20 protein-coding genes and 1 pseudogene are annotated in these 20,831 nt (G+C 73.1%); 10 read left to right on the forward strand and 11 right to left on the reverse strand.

The genetic code is table 11. From position 1 onward, the window contains the following. Positions 1-50 precede the first annotated feature (50 nt). The 9 genes and pseudogenes from ACFQE5_RS15060 to ACFQE5_RS15100 form a co-directional block, all read right to left on the reverse strand. Complete coding sequence (locus ACFQE5_RS15060) at positions 51-1,484, reverse strand: amidase (protein ID WP_379585601.1); 1,434 nt, start codon at positions 1,482-1,484, stop codon at positions 51-53. A gap of 106 nt (positions 1,485-1,590) precedes the next feature. After that, positions 1,591-3,231: a solute symporter family protein gene (locus tag ACFQE5_RS15065; RefSeq protein WP_379585602.1), complete on the reverse strand. Its 1,641-nt coding sequence runs from the start codon at positions 3,229-3,231 to the stop codon at positions 1,591-1,593. After that, entirely contained in the window at positions 3,228-3,569 is a 342-nt protein-coding gene (locus ACFQE5_RS15070) for a DUF485 domain-containing protein (protein WP_379585709.1), read from the reverse strand. Before ACFQE5_RS15070 ends, ACFQE5_RS15065 begins: the two co-directional genes overlap by 4 nt. A gap of 72 nt (positions 3,570-3,641) precedes the next feature. Further along, a pseudogene (locus ACFQE5_RS15075) lies at positions 3,642-5,385 on the reverse strand (sodium/solute symporter); the annotation flags it as partial. Beyond that, complete coding sequence (locus ACFQE5_RS15080; protein ID WP_379585604.1) at positions 5,382-5,747, reverse strand: hypothetical protein; 366 nt, start codon at positions 5,745-5,747, stop codon at positions 5,382-5,384. The gene ACFQE5_RS15080 and the pseudogene ACFQE5_RS15075, both read right to left, overlap by 4 nt. Positions 5,748-5,856: 109 nt before the next feature. Next, positions 5,857-6,639, reverse strand: coding sequence for a LytR/AlgR family response regulator transcription factor (locus tag ACFQE5_RS15085; RefSeq protein WP_379585605.1), 783 nt, complete (start codon positions 6,637-6,639; stop codon positions 5,857-5,859). Next, positions 6,636-7,733, reverse strand: a complete 1,098-nt coding sequence (locus ACFQE5_RS15090) for a sensor histidine kinase (protein WP_379585608.1) — start codon at positions 7,731-7,733, stop codon at positions 6,636-6,638. Before ACFQE5_RS15090 ends, ACFQE5_RS15085 begins: the two co-directional genes overlap by 4 nt. A gap of 52 nt (positions 7,734-7,785) precedes the next feature. Then, positions 7,786-8,517, reverse strand: coding sequence for a TIGR03089 family protein (locus ACFQE5_RS15095; RefSeq protein ID WP_379585610.1), 732 nt, complete (start codon positions 8,515-8,517; stop codon positions 7,786-7,788). Positions 8,518-8,544: 27 nt separating this feature from the next. Further along, positions 8,545-10,170, reverse strand: coding sequence for an LCP family protein (locus tag ACFQE5_RS15100; protein WP_379585611.1), 1,626 nt, complete (start codon positions 10,168-10,170; stop codon positions 8,545-8,547). A gap of 177 nt (positions 10,171-10,347) precedes the next feature. Here ACFQE5_RS15100 and ACFQE5_RS15105 point away from each other — a divergent pair, with 177 nt between their 5' ends. From ACFQE5_RS15105 to ACFQE5_RS15135, 7 genes are all read left to right on the forward strand, one after another. Continuing rightward, entirely contained in the window at positions 10,348-11,217 is an 870-nt protein-coding gene (locus ACFQE5_RS15105; RefSeq protein WP_379585612.1) for a glycosyltransferase, read from the forward strand. A 32-nt stretch (positions 11,218-11,249) separates the two neighbouring features. Continuing rightward, entirely contained in the window at positions 11,250-12,059 is an 810-nt protein-coding gene (locus ACFQE5_RS15110) for a dTDP-Rha--alpha-D-GlcNAc-pyrophosphate polyprenol alpha-3-L-rhamnosyltransferase (protein ID WP_379585613.1), read from the forward strand. Positions 12,060-12,088: 29 nt separating this feature from the next. Further along, the gene (locus tag ACFQE5_RS15115) at positions 12,089-13,159 is read left to right on the forward strand and encodes a sugar phosphate nucleotidyltransferase (protein WP_379585711.1); all 1,071 of its coding nucleotides are present in this window, start codon (positions 12,089-12,091) and stop codon (positions 13,157-13,159) included. Positions 13,160-13,245: 86 nt separating this feature from the next. Then, on the forward strand, positions 13,246-14,163 hold the full coding sequence (locus ACFQE5_RS15120; RefSeq protein WP_379585615.1) for a DNA-3-methyladenine glycosylase family protein: 918 nt from the start codon (positions 13,246-13,248) through the stop codon (positions 14,161-14,163). A 192-nt stretch (positions 14,164-14,355) separates the two neighbouring features. Continuing rightward, complete coding sequence (cofD, locus tag ACFQE5_RS15125; RefSeq protein WP_379585617.1) at positions 14,356-15,360, forward strand: 2-phospho-L-lactate transferase; 1,005 nt, start codon at positions 14,356-14,358, stop codon at positions 15,358-15,360. Further along, positions 15,296-16,708, forward strand: coding sequence for a coenzyme F420-0:L-glutamate ligase (locus ACFQE5_RS15130; protein WP_379585618.1), 1,413 nt, complete (start codon positions 15,296-15,298; stop codon positions 16,706-16,708). Before cofD ends, ACFQE5_RS15130 begins: the two co-directional genes overlap by 65 nt. Beyond that, positions 16,702-17,283, forward strand: a complete 582-nt coding sequence (locus ACFQE5_RS15135; RefSeq protein ID WP_379585619.1) for an NUDIX hydrolase — start codon at positions 16,702-16,704, stop codon at positions 17,281-17,283. Before ACFQE5_RS15130 ends, ACFQE5_RS15135 begins: the two co-directional genes overlap by 7 nt. Here the strand turns inward: ACFQE5_RS15135 and ACFQE5_RS15140 are convergent. Then, positions 17,256-18,029 (reverse strand): site-2 protease family protein, encoded by a 774-nt coding sequence (locus ACFQE5_RS15140; protein WP_379585621.1) that lies wholly within the window; start codon positions 18,027-18,029, stop codon positions 17,256-17,258. The genes ACFQE5_RS15135 and ACFQE5_RS15140 overlap by 28 nt on opposite strands. 199 nt (positions 18,030-18,228) lie before the next feature. Here ACFQE5_RS15140 and ACFQE5_RS15145 point away from each other — a divergent pair, with 199 nt between their 5' ends. Continuing rightward, positions 18,229-18,480 (forward strand): WhiB family transcriptional regulator, encoded by a 252-nt coding sequence (locus ACFQE5_RS15145; RefSeq protein WP_379585712.1) that lies wholly within the window; start codon positions 18,229-18,231, stop codon positions 18,478-18,480. 36 nt (positions 18,481-18,516) lie between these two features. On the opposite strand, the gene ACFQE5_RS15150 is transcribed toward ACFQE5_RS15145, so the two are convergent. Continuing rightward, positions 18,517-18,996, reverse strand: coding sequence for a metallopeptidase family protein (locus ACFQE5_RS15150; RefSeq protein WP_379585623.1), 480 nt, complete (start codon positions 18,994-18,996; stop codon positions 18,517-18,519). 96 nt (positions 18,997-19,092) lie between these two features. Here ACFQE5_RS15150 and ACFQE5_RS15155 point away from each other — a divergent pair, with 96 nt between their 5' ends. Beyond that, complete coding sequence (locus ACFQE5_RS15155; RefSeq protein ID WP_379585714.1) at positions 19,093-19,440, forward strand: DUF3499 domain-containing protein; 348 nt, start codon at positions 19,093-19,095, stop codon at positions 19,438-19,440. 29 nt (positions 19,441-19,469) lie between these two features. Next, entirely contained in the window at positions 19,470-20,825 is a 1,356-nt protein-coding gene (locus tag ACFQE5_RS15160; protein ID WP_379585625.1) for a phosphomannomutase/phosphoglucomutase, read from the forward strand. Positions 20,826-20,831 lie beyond the last annotated feature (6 nt).

Raw genomic sequence — 20,831 nt, forward strand, 5'->3', positions numbered from 1 at the left:
GTGCCCGGGGGCGGCGCGGTCGCGGGCAGCGGCACGCGACCGCGCCGGGCTCAGGCGGCCGCGTGCACTCCCGGCCGGCGGTCGGCCCAGGGCATGGCCCGCTCGAGCTGGCCGGCCAACGCCAGGAGCGTCGACTCCCCGCACAGGTCGGCCGCGAACTGGACACCGATCGGCAGCCCACCCGCGGTGGTCGCCAGCGGGAGGCTGATCGCGGGCGCGCCGGTCAGGTTGAACAGCGGGGTGAACGAGGCGACGTCGAAGATCCGCCGGGTCCAGGCCTCGTGGTCGAGGTCGGCGTTCGCGTCGAGATAGCCCAGCGGCAGCGGCGGGGTGTTCGTGGTCGGGGTGAGCAGGACGTCGTATCGCTGGTGGAACGCGCCCATCATCCTGCTGATCCGGTTGACGATCCCGAACGCCTCGCCCATCTCGATGACGGTCAGCGCACGCCCGTACTCGTATCCGGCCAGCACGGTCGCCTCCAGCGTGTCCGCGCTGGGGGCCAGGCCCGACATGGTGCTGATCGCGTGCACCGACTCGGCGACGAACCCGCCCCACACGCGGTAGTGGGCGAGCATGAACTCCGCCCAGTCGAACTCGGGCGTTGCGCGTTCGACGTGATGACCGAGCCCCTCCAAGGTGGCGGCCACGCCGTCCACGGCGGCGGCGACCTCCGGGTCGACGGCCGTGCCGGCCCACGATTCGGTGTGCACGGCGATGCGCAGCGGGGCGGGATCGTGCTCCGGCTCGCGCGCGTAGGCACGCTCGGGCGCCTGCAGGCGGTACTTGTCCCCCGGCGCCCAGCCCGCCACCTCGTCGAGCAGGGCCGCGGCGTCGCGCACCGACCTGGTGACGGTGAACTCGCAGGCGAACCCGGAGAGCGCCTCCTGGTAGTCGGGGCCGATCGGGACCCGGCCGCGGGTCGGCTTCAACCCGACCAGCCCGTTGTAGGCGGCGGGGATGCGGATCGAGCCGCCCCCGTCGTTGGCGTGCGCGACGGGCACCGCCCCCGCCGCGACGAGCGCGGCCGACCCTCCGCTCGACCCGCCGGCCGACCGGGTGGGATCCCACGGGTTCCGCGTCGAACCGTGGATCAGCGGCTCGGTGTTGGCGTTGTACCCCATCTCCGGAGACGTCGAAAGGATCATGGTCGCCAGGCCCGCCTTCCGGAACCGGGCCATGAGCTCCGTGTCGTAGGGGAACGTCAGCCCGGTGGGACCGGTGATCCGGCTCCCCATGCGCGTGGGGACGTCCGCGGCGTGGCAGACCAGGTCCTTCAACGCGAACGGGACGCCGCCGAAGGTGCCGCTCGCGTCGTGGTCGAGCGGTGAGTCGAACGGCTCCGAGGCGCCGGCGTTCAACCGCGGCAGGACGGTCCGCAGCGCCTCGAGTGCCGCGGCGTGCACCTCGGCGGCCGTCACCTTGCCCGTCCTGATCAGCTCGGCGATTCCGGTGGCGTCCTGCGCGACGTAGTCGTCGAGATGCATCCGTGACCTCCTGGACCGTCGGGATTTCCCCGACCGTGCCGCCCCGGGCGCGCCCGAGCAATGGGCAGATCGGCCCCACTTCGGCAGCTGATCGCCACCAGGCCGGCTAGTGCACGACCGCCTTCGCCATGCCCGCACCGGTCAGCGACCGGACCTCCATCTCCGCATACTTCTCCCGATCCGCCTTCTCCCGGCCGACCAGTGTCCCGACGTAGCCGAGCAGGAACGACAGCGGGATCGAGACCAGGCCCGGGTTGTCCAGCGGGAACCAGTGGAAATCGACGCCCTGCAGCATCGAGGCGCTGCGGCCCGTCACCGGGTCGACCGGCTTACCGGAGACCACCGGGGAGAAGGCGATCAGCACGATGGTGACCGTCAGGCCGCCGTAGATGCTCCACAGCGCCCCGGTGGTGTTGAACCGCCTCCAGAACAGCGAGTACAGGATGGTCGGCAGGTTCGCCGATGCGGCGACCGCGAAGGCCAGCGCCACCAGGAACGCGATGTTCTGTCCGTTGGCCAGGATGCCGCCCGCGATCGCGACCAGGCCGATCACCACCGCGGTCCGCCGGGCGATCGTGACCTCGGTCTGTGCGGCGTTCTCCACCTGTCCACGTTTGATCACGTTCACGTAGATGTCGTGCGCGAACGAGGCGGACGCCGTGATCGTCAGACCCGCGACCACGGCCAGGATCGTCGCGAACGCGATCGCCGCGATGATGCCCAGCAGAACCGTCCCGCCGAGGTGGTAGGCCAGCAGCGGCGCGGCCGAGTTGGCCGCGCCCGGCGCCTTCTTGATCTCCTCCGCGCCGACCAGCGCACCCGCGCCGTAGCCGAGCACGAGCGTGAACAGGTAGAACAGCCCGATCAGCCAGATCGCCCACACCACGGAGCGGCGGGCTTCCCGCGCGCTGGGCACCGTGTAGAAGCGCATCAGGATGTGCGGCAGGCCCGCGGTGCCGAGCACCAGGGCCAGGGCGAGGGAGAGGAAGTCGAGCCGGGTCAGTCCGGACTTGCCGTACTGCTTACCCGGGCTCAGCAGCGCCTCGCCTGCCTGGCCGGCCCGGTCGACAGCCGCGCCGAGTACCGCGGACAGGTTCATGCCGTACAGGCCGAGCACCCACAGCGTCATGATCGCGGCACCCACGATCAGCAGAACGGCCTTGATGATCTGCACCCAGGTGGTGCCGCGCATGCCGCCGATCAGCACATAGGCGATCATCACGGCGCCGACGATCCCGATCACCACGGCCTGGCCGGTCTTGTCGGTCACGTTGAGCAGCAGCGCCACCAGGCCCCCGGCCCCGGCCATCTGGGCCAGCAGGTAGAAGAACGACACCGCCAGCGTGGAGGTCGCCGCGGCGGCGCGGACCGGACGCTGGCGCATCCGGAAGGCCAGCACATCACCCATCGTGAACCGGCCGGTGTTGCGCAGCAGCTCCGCGACGAGCAGCAGGGCGACCAGCCAGGCCACCAGGAATCCGATCGAGTACAGGAAGCCGTCGTAGCCGTTGATCGCGATGGCGCCCGCGATGCCGAGGAACGACGCGGCCGAGAGGTAGTCGCCGGAGATCGCGATGCCGTTCTGCGGGCCGGAGAAGCCGCCGCCCGCGGTGTAGAAGTCCGAGGCCCCGGCGGTGGCGCGCTTGCTCACCCGCACCACGATCACCAGGGTGACCACGACGAACAGACCGAAGATCGAGATGTTCAGGAGCGGGCTGCTGCCCTCGACGCCCTGGGCGAGGATCATCGCAGGTCCCCCTCGATCTCGGCGCGGATCCGCCCGGCGAGCGGGTCGAGCTTGCGGTCGGCGTAACGCACGTAGGCGCCGGTGATCGCGAATGTCGAGACGAACTGCAGCAGGCCGACGACCAGCCCGACGGTGATGTTGCCGAACAGCTTGATCGCCATGAACTCGGGCGCGTAGTTGGCCAGCAGCACATAGAGCAGGTACCAGGCCAGGAAGGCGGCGGTCAGCGGGAAGACGAAGCTGCGCAGCCGGCGGCGCAGCTCCTGGAACTCCGCGCTCGACTGGACCGTCTCCCAGTCCCGGGCCTCGAGTGGCGGTGGGAATTCGGTGGTGCTCACGCCTGCCTCCCAGGAACCTCGATGGTGGTCGGGCACAGGAAACGGGCTGGCGCGCGGCGCGTGGAAGTGGTCGCGGACACACCGTCGAGGAAAGCGACGAACGGCCGACGAACGGTCAACGAACCCGACGAACGGCATGCGGTGGGGGAGGCGGGCGGCGCTCGTCGAGGTGCAGCCGAAGCATCACCTGCTCAGCCCAGGCCGGCGGGGTCCCGCGCAGGGAGATCAGCATCATCGTCGCGAACGCCAGCGGAACCGAGCACAGCGCGGGCTGGGTGAGCAGCAGCGCGAACACCCCCGGTTCCAGCCCGGCCACCAGCCCGGCGCCCATCACGCCTGCCGACGAGAGCAGGCCGACCACCATCCCCACCGTCGCGCCGCGGGTGGTGAGCCGCGGCCACCAGATGCCGAGCACGAGCAGCGGACAGAACGTCGATGCCGCGACCGCGAACGCCGAGGTCACCAGTGCGCCGACGTCGACCCGGCCCGCGGGCAGCGCGAGCAGCACGACGACGCCGGCCGCGACCGGCGCGGTCAGCCGCAGCCTGCGCAGGGTGCCGGGGACGAGGTCGTGGGACAGCGCCCCGGACAGTGCCAGCAGCAGACCCAGCGACGTCGCGAGGAACGCGGCGAACGCTCCGGCCGTCAGCAGCGCGGTGAACATCGTCCCCACCCATCCCGAGTCGACCTGGCCCGGGAGCGCGACGACGACGGTGTCGGTCGCCCCGGACAGGTAGAGCTGCGGCAGCAGCACCCCGCCCAGCAGCCCGTAGATCGGTGGGAACAGGTAGAACGTGCCCAGCATCGCGACGGTGATCGCGGCGGTGCGCCGGGCACTGCGGCCATCGGGGCTGGTGTGGAAGCGGATCAGCACATGCGGCAGGCCCATCGTGCCCAGCGCCGTCGCAACCAGCACGGACCAGGTGGCCAGCAGCGGATAACCGGCGCCGTCGGCGTCGAGCAGGGGGCGTTGCCAGGCCTCGCTGCCGGGCGCGGCGGCGCCGCGCACCTGGGGCACCCGCGCGCCCGCCGGGAACTCCCATCGGGCACCGCCCGCCGCGACGTGGTGGCCGGGGGCCAGCGTCGTCGGCGGCCCGTCCTCGATGCGGACCGGGGTCGGTTCGGTGAGGGTGAGCCGGGAGTCGACCCGGAACTCGATGGCCGTCGCCTCCGGGAACGTCGTGAACTCGACGGGCGAGAGGGCCTTCTCCCGGACGGTCGGGCCGACCGCGAGCAGCAGCCAGACCGCCGGGACGATGAACAGCAGCAGTTTCAGGACGAACTGGAACGCCTGCACATAGGTGGCCGCACGCATCCCGCCCAGCGCGAGGGTGATGCTCACGGCCGCACCGGCGAGCACCACGCCGACCCAGTACGGGCTGCCGCTGACCAGGGTGAGGACCTGTCCGGCGGCGGTGAACTGCGGCACCAGGTAGAGCACCGCGATGACCAGCACCACGATCGCGCACAGCTTGCGCAGCGCCGGGGAACGCAGCCGGGCCTCGGCGAAGTCGGGCACGGTGAGCGCGCCGGTGCGGCGCATCGGCGCCGCGACGAGGGTGAGCATCGCCAGGTATCCCGCGGTGAACCCGACCGGGTACCACAGCGCCCCCACCCCGTCCTTGACCACCAGCCCGGCGACCCCGAGGAACGACGCCGCGGACAGGTACTCGCCGGAGACGGCCGCGGCGTTGAGGGTGGGGGAGATGCGTCGGGAAGCGACGAGGAAGTCCGATGTGGTGCGCATTGCCGCGATCCCGCGGGCGCCGATGAGCAGCGTGGCCAGCACCACCGGCACGATGGCGAGCGTGATCACCGTTCGGTCCCGTCCCCGGCGTCCTCGGCCCGCTCCGCTCGGCGCAGCTGCCAGAAGGCGAGCCCGGCGAGCACCGGGTAGGGCAGGACGGCGACGGCGAGCCAGGCCACCGGCACCCCGGCGAGGCGGATCTGCTGCAGCCAGGGCGCGAGGCTCAGCAGCAACGGCAGTCCGGCGAGCACCGCGAAGACCCCGAGCAGGCCGATCCCGGCCCGGCGCAGTTGCACCCGCCGGATCCAGCGGGCCTTGGCCAGCTCGCCGGGGGCGAGCCGGGGCACCGGGCCGGGCGGGAGCCCGCGGCGTCCGGACATCGCGATCCGGGTCTGCGGGCTGGTGACCGCGACCCGGCGCTGCCGGTTCACCGGCGCGAGGCGGTGCCGGCCGGACGGGGGCGCGCGGCCGTACCCGTCGTGATCGGCGTTTCGGCGCCGGGGACCGCGCGATTCGCGGCTCCGGCCGCCGAAACGGCGATCATCGCCGGCCCCGGGGCTCGAAGTCGCCGCGGGTGGCCGCCTCGAGGAGCAGGTTGCGCAGCTCGCGGGCATGCCTGCGGCTGACCGGCACGTCACCGGCGTCGGTATGGGCGAGCAGCCCGCCGCTGACGTCGCTGCGCAGTTCCTGCACCGCGTGCACCGCCAGCAGGAAGCTGCGGTGCACCCGCACATAGCCGACCTCGCCCCAGTGTTCCTCGAGCCGGGAGATCGGGATCCGCACCAGATGCGAGCCGTTGCGCGTGTGCAGCCGGACATAGTCGCCCTGGGCCTCGGCGAAACGCACGTCGGCACGGCGGATGAATCGCGTCCGTCCACCCAGCTCGACCGGCACGGCGGCGAGCCGGTCGACCGGCGCGGGCATCGCTGCGCCCTCCGGCGCGACGACCCGGCGCACCCGGCTGAGCGTTTCGGCAAGCCGCTCGGGCGCCACCGGTTTGAGCAGGTAGTCGACCGCTCCGACGCCGTAGGCCGACACGGCATGCTGGTCGTAGGCCGTCACGAACACGATCACCGGCGGGTCGGTCATCCGGGCCAGCAGCGAGCCGAGCGCGAGACCGTCCATCCCGGGCATGGCGATATCGAGGAAGACGGTATCGAACTGTTTCGCCTGGATCAGCCGCAGCGCGGTGAGCGCGTCCTCGGCCGCCTCGACCGACGCGACCCCCGGGTAGCGGCGCAGCAGCCGGCACAGCTCGTCGAGGGCCGGGCCGACGTCGTCGACGGCCAGCACCCGAAGCCCATCGGACGGCGAACTGCTCACTGGGCCACCACCCCCGGGTGAAATCGCGGCACCCGCATCACGACCCGGGTCCCGGCACCTTCGGCGGTTTCGATGACCAGACCGTAGTCGGGGCCGTAGATGGTCCGAAGTCTGCGGTCGACGTTGACCAGGCCGAGGCTCGGCCCCGCCGGCTGCCCGGCGAGCACCTCCCGCGCGTGCTGCGGGTCCATGCCCGGGCCGTCATCCTCGACGGCGATGACGCACTCGCTACCCATCGCCTCCCCGCTGACCTGCACCGATCCGCCGTGCTCGGCGCGCTCCACGCCGTGCTGCACGGCGTTTTCGACCAGCGGCTGCAGGGCGAGGAACGGCACCGCGACCGGCAGCACCTCCGGTGCGATACGGACCTGGACCCGCAGCCGGTCGCCGAGTACCGCCCTGGCGAGCGCGAGGTAGGCCTCGATCGCGCGGAACTCCCCGGCCAGGGTCGTGTAGTCGCCGTGCCGGGCGAGGTTGTGCCGGATGAACTCCGCGAAGTCGAGGATCAGGTCGCAGGCCCGGTCGGGATCCGAGCGGACGAACGAGGCGATGGTGGTGAGCGTGTTGTAGACGAAGTGCGGCGAGATCTCCGCGCGCAACGCTCGAAGCTCGGCCTGCTCGGCCGCCGCCGCCGAGGCCTCCAGCCGGCCGCGCTCCAGCGCCTCACCGACCCAGGCGGCGGCCTGCCGCGCCGCGGACGGGCGGACCGGCCCCGCGACGACGAAAACTCCCGACAGCTCCGCGCGGACCCGTAGCGGCAGCGCGACCAGCCCGTTCCGTCCGGCCTTGCGGTCGGCGCGCAGCACGGTCTCGGCGAGCTCGACCGCGTCCGGACGCGGGGTGCCCGACCAGGTCTGCTCGCTCTGCAGATCGACGAGGCCGACCGCCTCCGCGTCGAGCAGCGCGCGCAGCTCGCGGGCGGCGGCGCCGGCCCGTGGGCCGGTCAGCCCGTCGCGCAGGTTCGCTGCGATCCGGCTGCCCGCGGCGAGGGTGTCCAGCGCATCCGGGGCGGGCAGCCTGCGGATCCACCGACGCCAGCGGCGCGCGGCTCCCGGCGGGTCTGCGCGTGACTCTGCGCCTTGGGCAGCGATCACCTGGTGAGCCTAGCCTGTGAGTGCGTAACAGTGTTCTAACACTGTTACGCACTCACAGGCGGATGGTGCAGCGCTCGGTCCTCATCCGGTGGTCCAGCTTGGCGGGGTCGGCATTGCGGCACTGCACCAGCGACGCACCCACGGCCAGCACCGCGAGCAGCCCGTCCCGCAGCCCGTCCAGGGTGGACCACTCCATGGTCGACAGCACCCGGTCGCCCGCAGCGAGCCCCAGCTCGGTGGCCCGGCGCCGGGCGTCGGCCAGGACCTCGGCGACGGTGCCCCCGGCCAGTGCCGGGGCATCGTCCTCGACCGCCTCCCACGGTACGAAGTCGTCGCCCTGCACCCGCACCTCGGTGGCGAAGTCGATCACACCGGGGGGTAGTCCGGACAGGCCACGGCCGAACGCGTCGAGGGACAGCGCGACCACACCACCCGGCGGCGCCACGGCCAGCGCCAGATCCACCCGGTCCTCGTCGCAGAGCAGCCATTCGGCGTCCGCCGGATCGGTCACGACGTGACCCCCGCACCACCACACCGCCAGCAGCGCCGCGACGGTCTGCCAGTGCGCGGGCAGCAGCAGGGCGACCGGGGTGCCGGGCTCGACATCGCACTCCTCCCGCAGCAGGTTGGCCGCCTTCGCCGCCCAGTTGGCCGTGGTCACCGCGGACAGCTCGATGCGCTCGCCGGTGGCGTCGTCGTAGTAGGTGATGAGCGGACGGGCCGGGTCGCCGATGAGCGCGGGTCCCAGGACGGCGGCGGTCAGGGTCACGGGGGTGCCTCGCAAGCTCACTCCAGCTCGATCCAACTCGGGTCAGTCAATGCACGGTACGCCGCCGGCGTTGATCGTCGGTGCGGAGCCGTCCGGCGCAGCGGCCGCGCTGGTCCCGGGGGCCGGCTGAGCGGCCGGAAAATCGCCGCCCAGCACCACCTGCACCGCTGTGGCGGGTGCGTCCTGCGATGCCCGCTCGACGGCCAGGCCACCCAGCATGTCCGCCACCGCGCGCGCGGCGGGCTCCGCGTCGTCGCCCGCGTAGTACACGACCGAGGTGGCGCGGTGGGTCGCGTTCTGCACGGTGCCGCGGCGGTACCCGGCCGCGCTCAACCGATCGGCGACGTTGCCGGCCAGCCCCGTCGCTCCCGAGGCGTTGCTGACATCGACGGTGATCGAGGCCGGATCGACACCGGACGAGCGACCGGCGGTCGCCGGTTCGGCCGGGGCGGTGGTATCCGTGGCATGGACCGTCTCGGCGCTCGCCGCGGCCGCGGTGCGCTGCGCGATCGCCTCCCGGACCTGCGCCGGGTCGACCAGCACGACGTCGCCGCGAGCGTTGTTCTCCCCACCGAGGGTCGGGATGGTGGCGAAGTCGATCCGGCCCGCCGCGATCCCCGCGGCGCGCTGGGCGAAGGTGAGCAGGTCCCAGCCCGAGTCGATCACCAGCGACTTGTGCACGACGTCGACGAGCCTGCTGAGCGTCGCGGGATTGGACAGCGTCCCGCTGGAGAGAAGCTTGCCGGCCACCGCGGCCAGGAACACCTGCTGGCGCCGGATGCGGGACAGGTCACCCTCCGGCAGTCCGTGGCGCTGCCGGACGAACGACAGCGCCGCCGCCCCGGAGATCGTCTGCCGACCGGCCGGGAACCGGGCACCCGACAACTCGTCCTCGACCGGGGCCTTGAGACATACCTCCACGCCGCCGATCGCCGTGGTCAGGTTGTAGAAGCCGAGCAGGTTGATCTCGGCGTAGTGGTCCACATGCAGGCCGGTGAGCTGCTGGACGGTCGCGATGAGCGCGCTGCGACCCGCCGCGGCCGACTCCCGCTCGACCTCCGCCGGGTCCTTGCCTCCCGTGGCGACCAACCCCTGGGCGGTCAGCGCCTTCGTCGCCGGATACGCAGCGTTGATCTTGTCCCGGCGGTAGCCGGGGATGTCGACATAGGTGTCGCGGGGAATCGAGAAGGCGACCGCGCTGCCACCGCGGGCAGGCAGATGCAACAGGATGATCGTGTCGGAGTTGAGCACGCCGGTGTCCGGGCCGCTGTGCAGGGTCCGGACGATCTCCTCGGGCAGCGGGTTGCCCTGGGCATCGGTGCGGCTGTCGACGCCCACGAGCAGGATGTTCAGGCCGTCCCCCGAGCGATCACCGAAGATCACATCGGTGGTGGTGAGTCCGGCGACCAGGTCCCGGTAGAGGCTCCAGCCGGTTGCGGTGACCACGAGGACCAGCGCCGAGAGCACCGCGGCGCCGATCCGGAGTCGGCGCGGCCAGTCCGGCCGGGACCCCGGCCCGGGTGACCGGGTGAGCCGGGGGCGCCGCGCGGGCCGGGTCGGCCGCCCGCCCGCCCGCCCGGTCGCGAGGCGGGCCGCCGGGGACCGCCGGATACCGGATGGGTGCGACGGGCGGCCCGGCAGACGACTCCCGCCGCTCCGCTGATCCACCAGCCACCTCCGCTCCGCGTCCACTGGCCGCCAGTCACCGCCGGATGCGGAGATTCCTTCGGAGCCACGCCGACTGGTCGCTCAGAGTGCAGCACCGCGCGCCCAGCGGCGCGGCAGCGGCTCGGCGTGTCGCGACCGGCCCGCGTGAGGATCGGCACGCGTCGATACCCTCCGGGCGTGCCCGAGCCGTTGTCGCTGCTGCTGCCGGTCTGGGCGGGCGACCGGCCCGACTTCCTCGCGGACGCCTTCCGCTCCACGGTGGACGAGCAGACCCGGCGCCCGGATCAGGTCGTGATCGTCCGTGACGGTCCGGTCGACGCGCGGCTCGCGGCGCGCATCGACGAACTGGCCGCAGCCAGCCCGGTGCCGGTCGAGATCGTGGCCTTGGAGCGCAACGTCGGTCTCGGACCGGCGCTCGACGCCGGGCTGGAGGCCTGCGCCCACCCGATCGTCGCGCGGATGGATGCCGACGACATCAGCCTCCCGCACCGCTTCGCCGTGCAGTTGCCGATCATCGAAGCGGGCGCCGACCTCGTGGGATCCGGGTTGATCGAGTTCGGCGACCACGGCGGTGAGGAGCTCGGCCGACGCACCCCGCCGACCGATCCCGCCGGCATCGCCGCCCGCGCCCGCTTCGCCGACCCGTTCAACCACCCGACCGTCGTCTACCGACGTGACCTCGTGCGCTCCGTCGGCGGCTACACCGACTTCGCGCTGATGGAGGACTACCTGCTGTGGGCAAAGCTGATCATCGCAGGTGCCCGGGTGGCCAACGTCGCCGAACCGCTGGTGAAGTACCGCGTCGGGGCGGGGGCCTACGCCCGGCGCGGCGGCCTCGCCCAGCTGCGCGCCGAGCTGGCGATCCAGCGGCGGTTCCGGCGGCTCGGGTTCACCACCCGCGCCCAGTACGTCCGCAATGTGCTGGTGCGCGGGGGCTACCGGCTGGTGCCGGTGGGGCTGCGGCGGATGGCCTACCGGAGCCTCATCGCCGGGTACGGGGCGGGTGACCGTGCGCGGCGGCCGACCCGCCGAGGTGGAGCCGGCTGACGCGCGAGTTTCGCCCGCTAGGGTGAACCGCCGTGGAGCCCCACCTGATCGGCTACGGCGATGAGCTGGCTGTGATCACGGTGAGCCGGTCGGCCGAGGAACCGGTGGAACGGCTGCGCGCCTCCGCGGTCCGCGCGACCGGGCGGCCGTTCCGCTTCCTGGAGGCGACGACCGGTAGCGCTCGTGCCGCGCCGGAGGTGTTGGCGATCGGCGAGGACATCGGTTACCCGGGGGCGGTCAACCGCGCCGTCCACGGACTCGACCCGCGGGTGGGTTGGGTCGCGGTGGCCGAGCCGGACGTCGTGTGGGGCGACGGTGCGCTCGACGCGTTGCTGGCCGCGGGCGAACGCTGGCCGCGGGCCGGTGCACTCGCTCCCCGGCTGACCGATCCCGGCGGGGGCTCCCCGGGCGTACCGCTGCCGGGCCGGTGGGTCGCGGATGCGCTGCTGGCGCCGGCCTGGTCGAGGGCCGCGGAGCCCGTCCGCTGCGGCGACGGGTCCGACGCCGAGGGGCCGGCCGGGCTGCTCCGGGGTGCGTGCCTGCTGGTGCGGCGCATCGCGTTCGACTCCGTCGACGGTTTCGACGCCCGCTACCCGGTTCCGCTCGCCGAACGCGATTTCACCGACCGGCTACACCGGGCGGGGTGGCTGACCGTGGCGGTGCCCGGCGCGTCCGCGGTCCGGACCGGCACCGGGGCCGGGCCCGCGATGCCGCTCGATGAGCAGCACCGCCTCGCCCGGCGCTATCTGTCCGAACGACATCGTGGGCTGCGGCAGGCGCCGCGGCGCGCGATGTACGCGGCGTTGCTCGCGGCGCGGTGCGCGGCGCTGCGCCGTACCTGACCCTGCGAACGAGAGAGCGAAGGACCGTGCTGGACGACGTCGAAGCGGTGGTACTGGTCGGGGGGAAGGGCACCCGGTTGCGGCCGCTGACCCTGTCGGCCCCGAAACCGATGCTGCCCACCGCCGGGGTGCCCTTCCTGGCTCATCTGCTGTCCCGGATCCGCGCCGCCGGCGTCCGGCGCGTCGTGCTCGGCACGTCCTACCTGGCTGAGACGTTCTCGGCGTACTTCGGCGACGGCGCCGCCCTGGGGCTCGACCTGCGCTATGTCGTCGAGGACCAACCGCTCGGCACCGGCGGCGGCATCCGCAACGTCGCCGACCACCTCACCGCCGCCGACGTCCTCGTCTTCAACGGCGACGTGCTGTGCGGCACGGACCTCGGCGCCATCGTCGATACCCACCGCCGCACCGAGGCGGACGTGACCCTGCAGCTCGTGCGGGTCCAGGACCCGCGCGCCTACGGCTGCGTGCCGACCGATGCCGACGGGCGGGTGCGGGAGTTCCTGGAGAAGACCGACGACCCGCCGACCGACCAGATCAACGCCGGCTGCTACGTGTTCCGCCGCCCGGTGATCGATACGATCCCGCGGGGGCGTCCGGTGTCCGTGGAGCGCGAGACCTTCCCCGGGCTGCTCGCCGCGGGGGCCCGGGTCGTCGGCCATGTCGACAACGCCTACTGGCGGGACATGGGCACCCCGGCGGACCTGGTCCATGGCTCGGCCGACCTGGTGCGTGGGGTGGCGCCGTCGGCAGCGCTGCCCGGTCCCACCGGCGAGGCGATGCTGCTGGGGGGTGCGAAGGTCGCCGGAGGCGCCCTGGTGTTCGGCGGGACGACCGTCGGGCGTGACGTGCGCATCGGCGCGGGCGCGCGGGTCGAAGGCTCGATGCTGTTCGATGGCGCCGTGGTCGAGGAGGGCGCGATCATCGAACATTCCGTGATCGGAGCGGGGGCCCGGGTGGGCGCGGGCGCGAGCGTCATCGACACCGTCGTCGGTGACCGGGCGGTCGTCGGCGACCACTGCGAACTGCGCGGCGGGCTGCGGCTGTGGCCCGACGTCGTCCTCCCGCCGCACGGAGTACGTTTCTCCCCCGACGTCTAGGTCCCCTGTGAGTGCGTAACAGTGTTCTAACACTGTTACGCACTCACAGGGGGGGCGGATCTGGGCAGATGCCGGCCGGAGGCACCATGATCGAGCGGGAGTGGCGGCCGCCGTTTCCGCTGGACCTCGTCGGGGTGCTCGCCGGGCTGCGCCGTGGCCGCGGGGATCCCACCTGGCGGTCGATCGGCGACGGTTCGGGGCCACCGGGGATCTGGCGGGTCGCCACGACTCCCGACGGCCCGGCGACGCTGCGGGTGCACCGGCGCGCGGACGGCACCGTCGTCGCCGTGGCGTGGGGCCCCGGCGCGGGGTGGACCCTCGACGGGCTCCCCGCGCTCCTCGGTGCCGAGGACGATCCGGGGCGGTTCGTCGCGCACCACCCGATCGTGAGGGATGCGGTTCGGCGGCTGCCGGGCCTGCGGTTGGGCTCCACCCGCCGGGTCTGGGACGTCCTCGTCCCGGCGATCCTGGAGCAGAAGGTGACCTGCGTGGAGGCGCGCCGGTCGTGGCGGGAGCTGTGCCTCCGGTTCGGCGAACCGGCCCCCGGCCCCGCGCCCGAGGGGCTGCGGGTGCCGCCATCGGCGGCGCGGATCCGGGAAATCCCGGACTGGGAATGGCACCGCGCGGGCGTCGATGCGAAACGCCGCCGCGCGATCCTGGCTGCCGCCGCCGTCGCGCACCGCCTCGAGCAGGCCGTGGACCTCGGCGGTGAGGCAGGCCGGCAACTGCTGCGCCGGGTTCCCGGGATCGGGGTGTGGACGGCGGCGGAGGTCGCGCAGCGCGCATGGGGTGATCCGGACGCCGTCAGCTTCGGGGACCTGCACCTTCCGAGCCTCGTCGGCTGGGCGCTGGTCGGCCGCCCGCTCGATGACGCGGGTCTGCTCGCCGTGCTCACCCCGTACGCCCCGCAGCGGCAGCGGGCCGTGCGTTACGTCGAGCTCTCCGGCGTTCGCCGGCCCCGCCGCGGGCCGCGGTTCGCCCCCCGGAACTACCGGGCGATCTGACCGGCCGCTCAGCCACCCGTCGTGACCAGGCCCGTCTCGTCCGCGGCGCGCCGGCCCGGTCCAGCGCCACCGGTCGTTTCATGCGGAAAGGCCGCGGGACGCCCGTTCGCCGCGCTCGACGGGGCCGCCCGACCACGGCCACCGCTGCGGGCCGGAGCCGATCGGCGCGTGGCGCGCCGTAGGCTCGCACGGGTGAGAGTCGTCGTACTGGTCGGTGGGGTCGGAGGAGCCCGGTTCCTGCTCGGGGTCAAGGCCGCGCTGGGCCTGCCCGCCGTCGGGGCGGCCCCGCCGGGGTCGCCGCACGAGATCACCGCGGTGGTCAACGTCGGCGACGACATCTGGCTGCACGGCCTGCGGATCTGCCCCGACCTCGACACCTGCCTCTACACCCTCGGCGGTGGCATCGATCCCGAGCGCGGCTGGGGCCGGGCGGGTGAGACCTGGGCGGTGCGTGACGAGCTGGCCGCCTACGGGGCCGACCCCACCTGGTTCGGGCTCGGCGACCGGGACATCGCCACCCATCTGGTGCGCACCCGGATGCTGCGTGCGGGATATCCGCTGTCGCAGGTCACCGAGGCCCTGTGCCACCGATGGCAGCCGGGCGTGCGGCTGCTGCCGGTCACCGACGACCGGGTGGAGACCCACGTCGTCGTCGACAACCCGGAGTCCGGCCCCGACGCGCCACCGCAGGTGGCGATCCACTTCCAGGAGTGGTGGGTCCGCCACCAGGCCACGCTCCCCGCGTACCGGTTCGCCTCGGTGGGTGCGGACGAGGCGGCCGTGCTGCCCGAGGTCGGCGAGGCCATCGAGTCCGCCGACGTGGTGCTCGTCGCGCCGTCGAACCCGGTGGTGAGCATCGGGACGCTGATCCGGGTGCCCGGCATGGCGCAGGCGCTGGTCGCGACGAAGGCGAAGATCGTCGGGCTGTCTCCGATCATCGGCGGCCGCCCGTTGCGCGGGATGGCCGACGCCTGCCTCTCGGCGATCGGGGTGGACAGCACCGCGGAGGCGGTCGGACGGCACTACGGCGGCCGCGGCGAGGGCGGCCTGCTCGACGGCTGGCTCGTGCACACCACCGACAGCGCGGACGTCCCGGGCGCGCAGGTGCGGGCGGTGCCGTTGCTCATGACCGATGTGGCGGCGACCGCGGAGATGGCGACGCGGGCCTTCGAGCTGGCCGGGGTCGGCGTTGGCTGAGCAGCGCCCCAGGGATCACGCCGCGCCCGGCCGGGTCCAGATCCTGCCCGTCCGCGGCCTTCCGGAGTTCCGGCCCGGCGACGACCTGACCGCCGCGCTCGCGGCCGCCGCGCCGTGGCTGGTCGACGGCGACGTCGTGGTGGTGACGAGCAAGGTCGTCTCCAAGGTGGAGGGCAGGCTGGTCGACGCGCCGGTCGACCCCGAGGAGCGCGACGTGCTGCGGCGCACGTTGATCGACGCCGAGACCGAACGGGTGCTGGCCCGCCGTGGGAAGACCCTGATCGTGTCCAGCAAGCTGGGCCTGGTCCAGGCCGCCGCCGGGGTCGACGCCTCCAACGTGCGGCGCGACGAGCTCGCGCTGCTGCCGGCCGACCCCGACGCCAGCGCCGAGCGGTTGCGCGGCGGGCTGCGGGCGCTGCTCGGGGTGGAGGTCGCCGTCGTCATCACCGACACGATGGGCCGCACGTGGCGGGTCGGGCAGACCGACGTCGCGATCGGCTCGGCCGGGTTGGCCGTGCTGCACCGCTACGGCGGCGCGTCGGACTCCCAGGGCAACGACCTGGTGGTCACCGAGGTGGCGCTGGCCGATGAGATCGCCGCCGCCGCCGACCTGGTCAAGGGCAAGCTCGGCGGGCTTCCGGTCGCGGTCGTGCGCGGGCTGGCACCGGCCGACGACGGTTCGAGTGCCCGTGATCTCGTCCGGCCGCTGGAGGACGATCTGTTCTGGCTCGGCACCGAGGAAGCGATCGCGCGGGGGCGCGGCGAGGCCGTGCTGTTGCGGCGCAGCTCGCGCAGCTTCGCCGCCGAGCCCGTCGACCCGGAGGCGATCCGGCGGGCGGTCGGCGTCGCGCTGACCGCGCCCGCGCCGCATCACAGCGCGCCGTTCCGATTCGGCTGGATGCGCGATCCCGCACGGCGCACCGCGCTGCTGGACGCCATGCGCGACCGGTGGCGCGCCGACCTCGAGGGCGACGGCCGCCGGGCCGACGAGATCGAGCGCAGGCTCGCCCGTGGCGACCTGTTGCGCCGGGCGCCCGAGCTCGTGCTGCCGTTTCGCACCGGGGACGGGATGCACTGCTATCCGGACGAGCGGCGGCGGGCCGCGGAGCGGGAGATGTTCACGGTCGCGGGCGGCGCCGCGGTGCAGTCGCTGCTGATCGCGCTGGCCGCCGAGGGCCTGGCGTCGTGCTGGGTCGGTTCGACGATCTTCGCGCCGGACGTCGTGCGGGAGGTGCTGGGGTTGCCCGCCGACTGGCAGCCGCTGGGCGCGATCGCCGTCGGTGTCCCGCAGGAGCCGCTGGTGCCGCGCGCGCCGCGGGACGTCGGCTCGGGGCTCGTCGAGTGGTAGCTCCGGCCGCCGCGCGCGCGGCGCTGCGCGCCTGGGTCGCGCCCGACGCGCAGCAGCGCGCGCTGCAGCACGCCATCCTCGCCTTCCTCGACGCCCGCCCGCACGATGCGTGCGACCGCTCGTGCGAACCCGGGCACCTCACCGCCTCCGCGCTCGTCGTCGACGCCGCGGGCGAGCACACGCTGCTCACCCTGCATCCCCGGGTGGGGCGCTGGGTCCAGCTCGGGGGCCACTGCGAGCCCGGCGACGCGACGCTGCGGGACGCCGCGCTACGCGAGGCCACCGAGGAGTCGGGGATCGACGGTCTGACGATCGACGACGAACCGTTGCATCTCGACGTCCACCCGGTGACGTGTTCGCTGGGCACACCGACCCGGCATCTCGATGTCCGCTTTCTCGTCCGTGCCCCGGCCGGCGCCGAGGCGAGGATCAGCGACGAGTCGCTGGACCTGCGCTGGTGGCCGCTGGATCGGCTGCCGGACGACGCGGACACGGTCCCGGCGATGGTGTCGGCGGTCCGCGCACGGATCGCCGCGGCGGGCCCGCCTCAGCGCCAGAACAGCAGTTCCCGGTAGCCGGCCGAGGCCAGCCCCGGGTCGCCGCCGATCACGCCGAACACGAAGAACGACAGGCTGAAGAACCGCTGGGCCACCCCGGGCAGGCCGATGATCAGCAGGAACAGCACGATGGGAGCCCACGGCCGGACCTTCGCCGCGAGCTCGCGGGCGCCCGGCGAGAGGTAGGGCTCGAGCACGCCGAATCCGTCGAGGCCGGGCACCGGCAGGATGTTGAGCACGAACGCGAGGACCTGGATCAGCGCGAGACAGGACAGCCCGGCGGCCAGCCCGATCGGCATCGAGAGGGTGGCGACCATGATCGTCAGGGCCGCCCCGAGTACGAGGTTGACCGTCGGGCCCGCCAGCGAGACGAGGCTGCGGGTGAACCGGGACCGGAGCGCCCAGTGGTTGATCCACACCGCGCCGCCCGGCAGCGGGATCCCGCCGATCAGCAGGAAGATCACCGGAAGCACGAACGACAGCCCGACGTCGGTGTACCGCCGGATGTCGAGGGTGAGGTATCCCTTGTCCCGGACCGAGGTGTCGCCGCCGCGGTACGCCACGACGGCGTGACCGAACTCATGCAGGCACAGCGACACCATCCAGCCGCCGAGGACGAGGAGCACGACGCCCGCGGTCAGCAGGACCGACGTGCCCGTTCGGACCAGCTGTGGTTCGCCCGCGACGGTCAGTGCCCCGCCGGCGACGGCGATCCCCACGAGCAGCAGGAACCACGGGCTGATCCGGGCCGAAACTCCGCGCATCCGCCCAGTCTGCCGAACGGCCGCCGTCATCGTTGTGATCAAAACAGGGTCACCCGTATGGAAGTCTTTGCTTGCGGCCCACAAACATCAGCGTTGTACTTACATTGGTGTCATTCGCCGGGCGTGGGAAGGTGGGCGAGTGAACGAGAAGACACTGTCGCCGGCGGGGGCGGCGGACGGTGCCGAGGGACCGGGTTCGATCGAGGTGCTGGACGGTTCCACGGTCGGGTCCGAACAGGACTGGCAGGAGCGGGCGCTGTGCGCCCAGACCGATCCGGAGGCGTTCTTTCCGGAGAAGGGTGGTTCGACGCGCGAGGCCAAACGCATCTGTGCGGGCTGTGAGGTTCGGGCCGAGTGCCTCGAGTACGCGCTGGCCCAGGACGAACGGTTCGGGATCTGGGGTGGGCTCTCCGAACGTGAGCGCCGTCGGCTGCGGCGCGCCGTGAGCTGACGGGCACCCGAGGCCGGAAGCGGAGCGGCTGTGCGGCTAGGACGCCCCGCCGTCCACGGCATCGGGCTCGATGTTGAGGTACTCCGCCACCTGTTCGACCAGCACCTCGTGCAGCAGCTCGGCCAGGTCGGCCCCGCCGCGGGCCCTGGCCTCCAACGGGCGGCGGTAGAGCACGATCCGGGCCCGGGACGGCAGCCCCGCCTGGTCGACGCCCGCCGGGACGAGCTGGGCCAGCGGTACCCCGACGTCGGCCAGCACCCCGCTGCCCCAGACGACGTCGTCGGGCGAGGTCTGTTCGACCTCGGGAACCTCGTCCACGGCGAGGTCGAGATCGGTGAGCTCCGGACCCCAGCGCTGCTCGATGGGCTCGAGCGCCTCGAGGACCATGGCGTCGAACTTCTCGGCGCGGGTCCGCATCGCGGGGGTGGTCACCGGGTAGAGCAGCCCGCGCAGCCCCCGTCCGCGCCGGTCCCGCCGGCGGGGGGAGCGGCGCAGCGTGCGGCGCGCGGTGGTCACCCCTCGAATCTTACGACCGGCGACCAGCCGCGGCGCCCTGCGCGTCGCAGCCAGGGATGGCGACCCCCAGGCGCTATGGTCGGAGTCGTGGTGAGTGTGCGGAGGTGTTCGCGGACCGGGTGCACCGAGCTCGCGGTGGCCACGCTCACCTACGTCTACGCCGACTCGACGGCGGTCGTGGGCCCGCTGGCGACCCAGGCCGAGCCGCACTCCTACGACCTGTGCACCGCGCACGCGCACCGGCTCACCGCGCCGCGGGGATGGGAGCTCGTCCGGTTCGAGGGCGAGTTCGCGCCACCGCAGCATCCGTGCGACGACCTGACGGCGTTGGCGGAGGCCGTCCGGGAGGCCGGCCGGGTCGACCGTCCGGTCGAACCCTCGTCCACCACCGGCACCGGGCGGCGCGGCCATCTGCGGGTGCTGCCCACGCCCACCGAGAAGTAGCGACAGCCCGCGCCCGATAGGGTCGCCTCGTGCCAGATCTGTCCGCGATCGTGAAGGCCTACGACATCCGAGGTGTCGTCGGTGAACAGCTCGACGTCGACACGGTGCGCGACATCGGGGCCGCGCTGGCCCGCATCCTCGCCGCCGACGGCGACACCACGGTCGTCGTGGGCCACGACATGCGCGACTCCTCGCCGAGCCTGGCCGCCGCGTTCGCCGGCGGCGTCACCGGTCAGGGGCTTGACGTCGTCGACATCGGCCTGGCCAGCACCGACATGCTCTATTTCGGCTCCGGCAGCCTGGACCTGCCCGGCGCGATGTTCACCGCCAGCCACAACCCGGCGAGGTACAACGGGATCAAGCTCTGCCGGGCGGGTGCGGCGCCGATCGGCCAGGACACCGGGCTGGCGCAGATCCGCGCGGCGGTCGAGCAGGGCGTCCCCGCGGGCCCGGGTGGTGGCACGGTCATCCGCCAGGATCTGCTGACGGAGTACGCGGGGTACCTGCGGGCCCTGGTCGACCTGTCCGAGATACGCCCGCTCAAGGTCGTCGTGGACGCGGGCAACGGCATGGGCGGCTACACCGTCCCCGAGGTGTTCGAGTCGCTGCCGATCGAGATCGTCCCGCTGTACTTCGAGCTCGACGGCAGCTTCCCCAACCACGAGGCCAACCCGCTCGACCCGGCCAACCTGGTCGACCTGCAGAAGGCGGTCGTCGGCGAGGGAGCCGACGTGGGGCTGGCCTTCGACGGTGACGCCGACCGCTGCTTCCTCGTCGACGAGCGCGGCGAGCCGGTCAGCCCGAGTGCGATCACCGCGCTGGTCGCCGTGCGTGAGCTGGCCAAGGCCCCCGGTAGCACGATCATCCACAACCTGATCACCTCCCAGGCCGTGCCCGAGATCGTCGCCGAGCACGGGGGCCACCCGGTGCGCACCCGGGTCGGGCACTCGTTCATCAAGCAGGTGATGGCCGAGACCGGCGCTGTCTTCGGCGGCGAGCACTCCGCGCACTACTACTTCCGGGACTTCTGGCGCGCCGACTCCGGGATGCTCGCGGCGCTGCACGTGCTGGCCGCGCTCGGGGAGCAGGACCGCCCGATGTCGGAGCTGATGGCCCGCTACTCGCGGTACGCCGCCTCCGGTGAGATCAACTCGACCGTCACCGACCAGGCGAGCCGGGTGGCCGCGGTGAAGGCGAGCTACGGCGACCGGGCGGGGGTTGAGCTCGACGAGCTCGACGGCCTGACGGTGCGACTGCCCGGGGGCTCGTGGTTCAACCTGCGCGCGTCGAACACCGAACCGCTGCTGCGGCTCAACGTCGAGGCCCCCGACGCCGCCTCCGTCGCCCGATTGCGCGACGACGTCCTCGCGATCGTCCGCGCCTGAGTTCGC

The sequence above is a fragment of the Pseudonocardia hispaniensis genome (assembly GCF_042658695.1).
GTDB lineage: Bacteria > Actinomycetota > Actinomycetes > Mycobacteriales > Pseudonocardiaceae > Pseudonocardia > Pseudonocardia hispaniensis.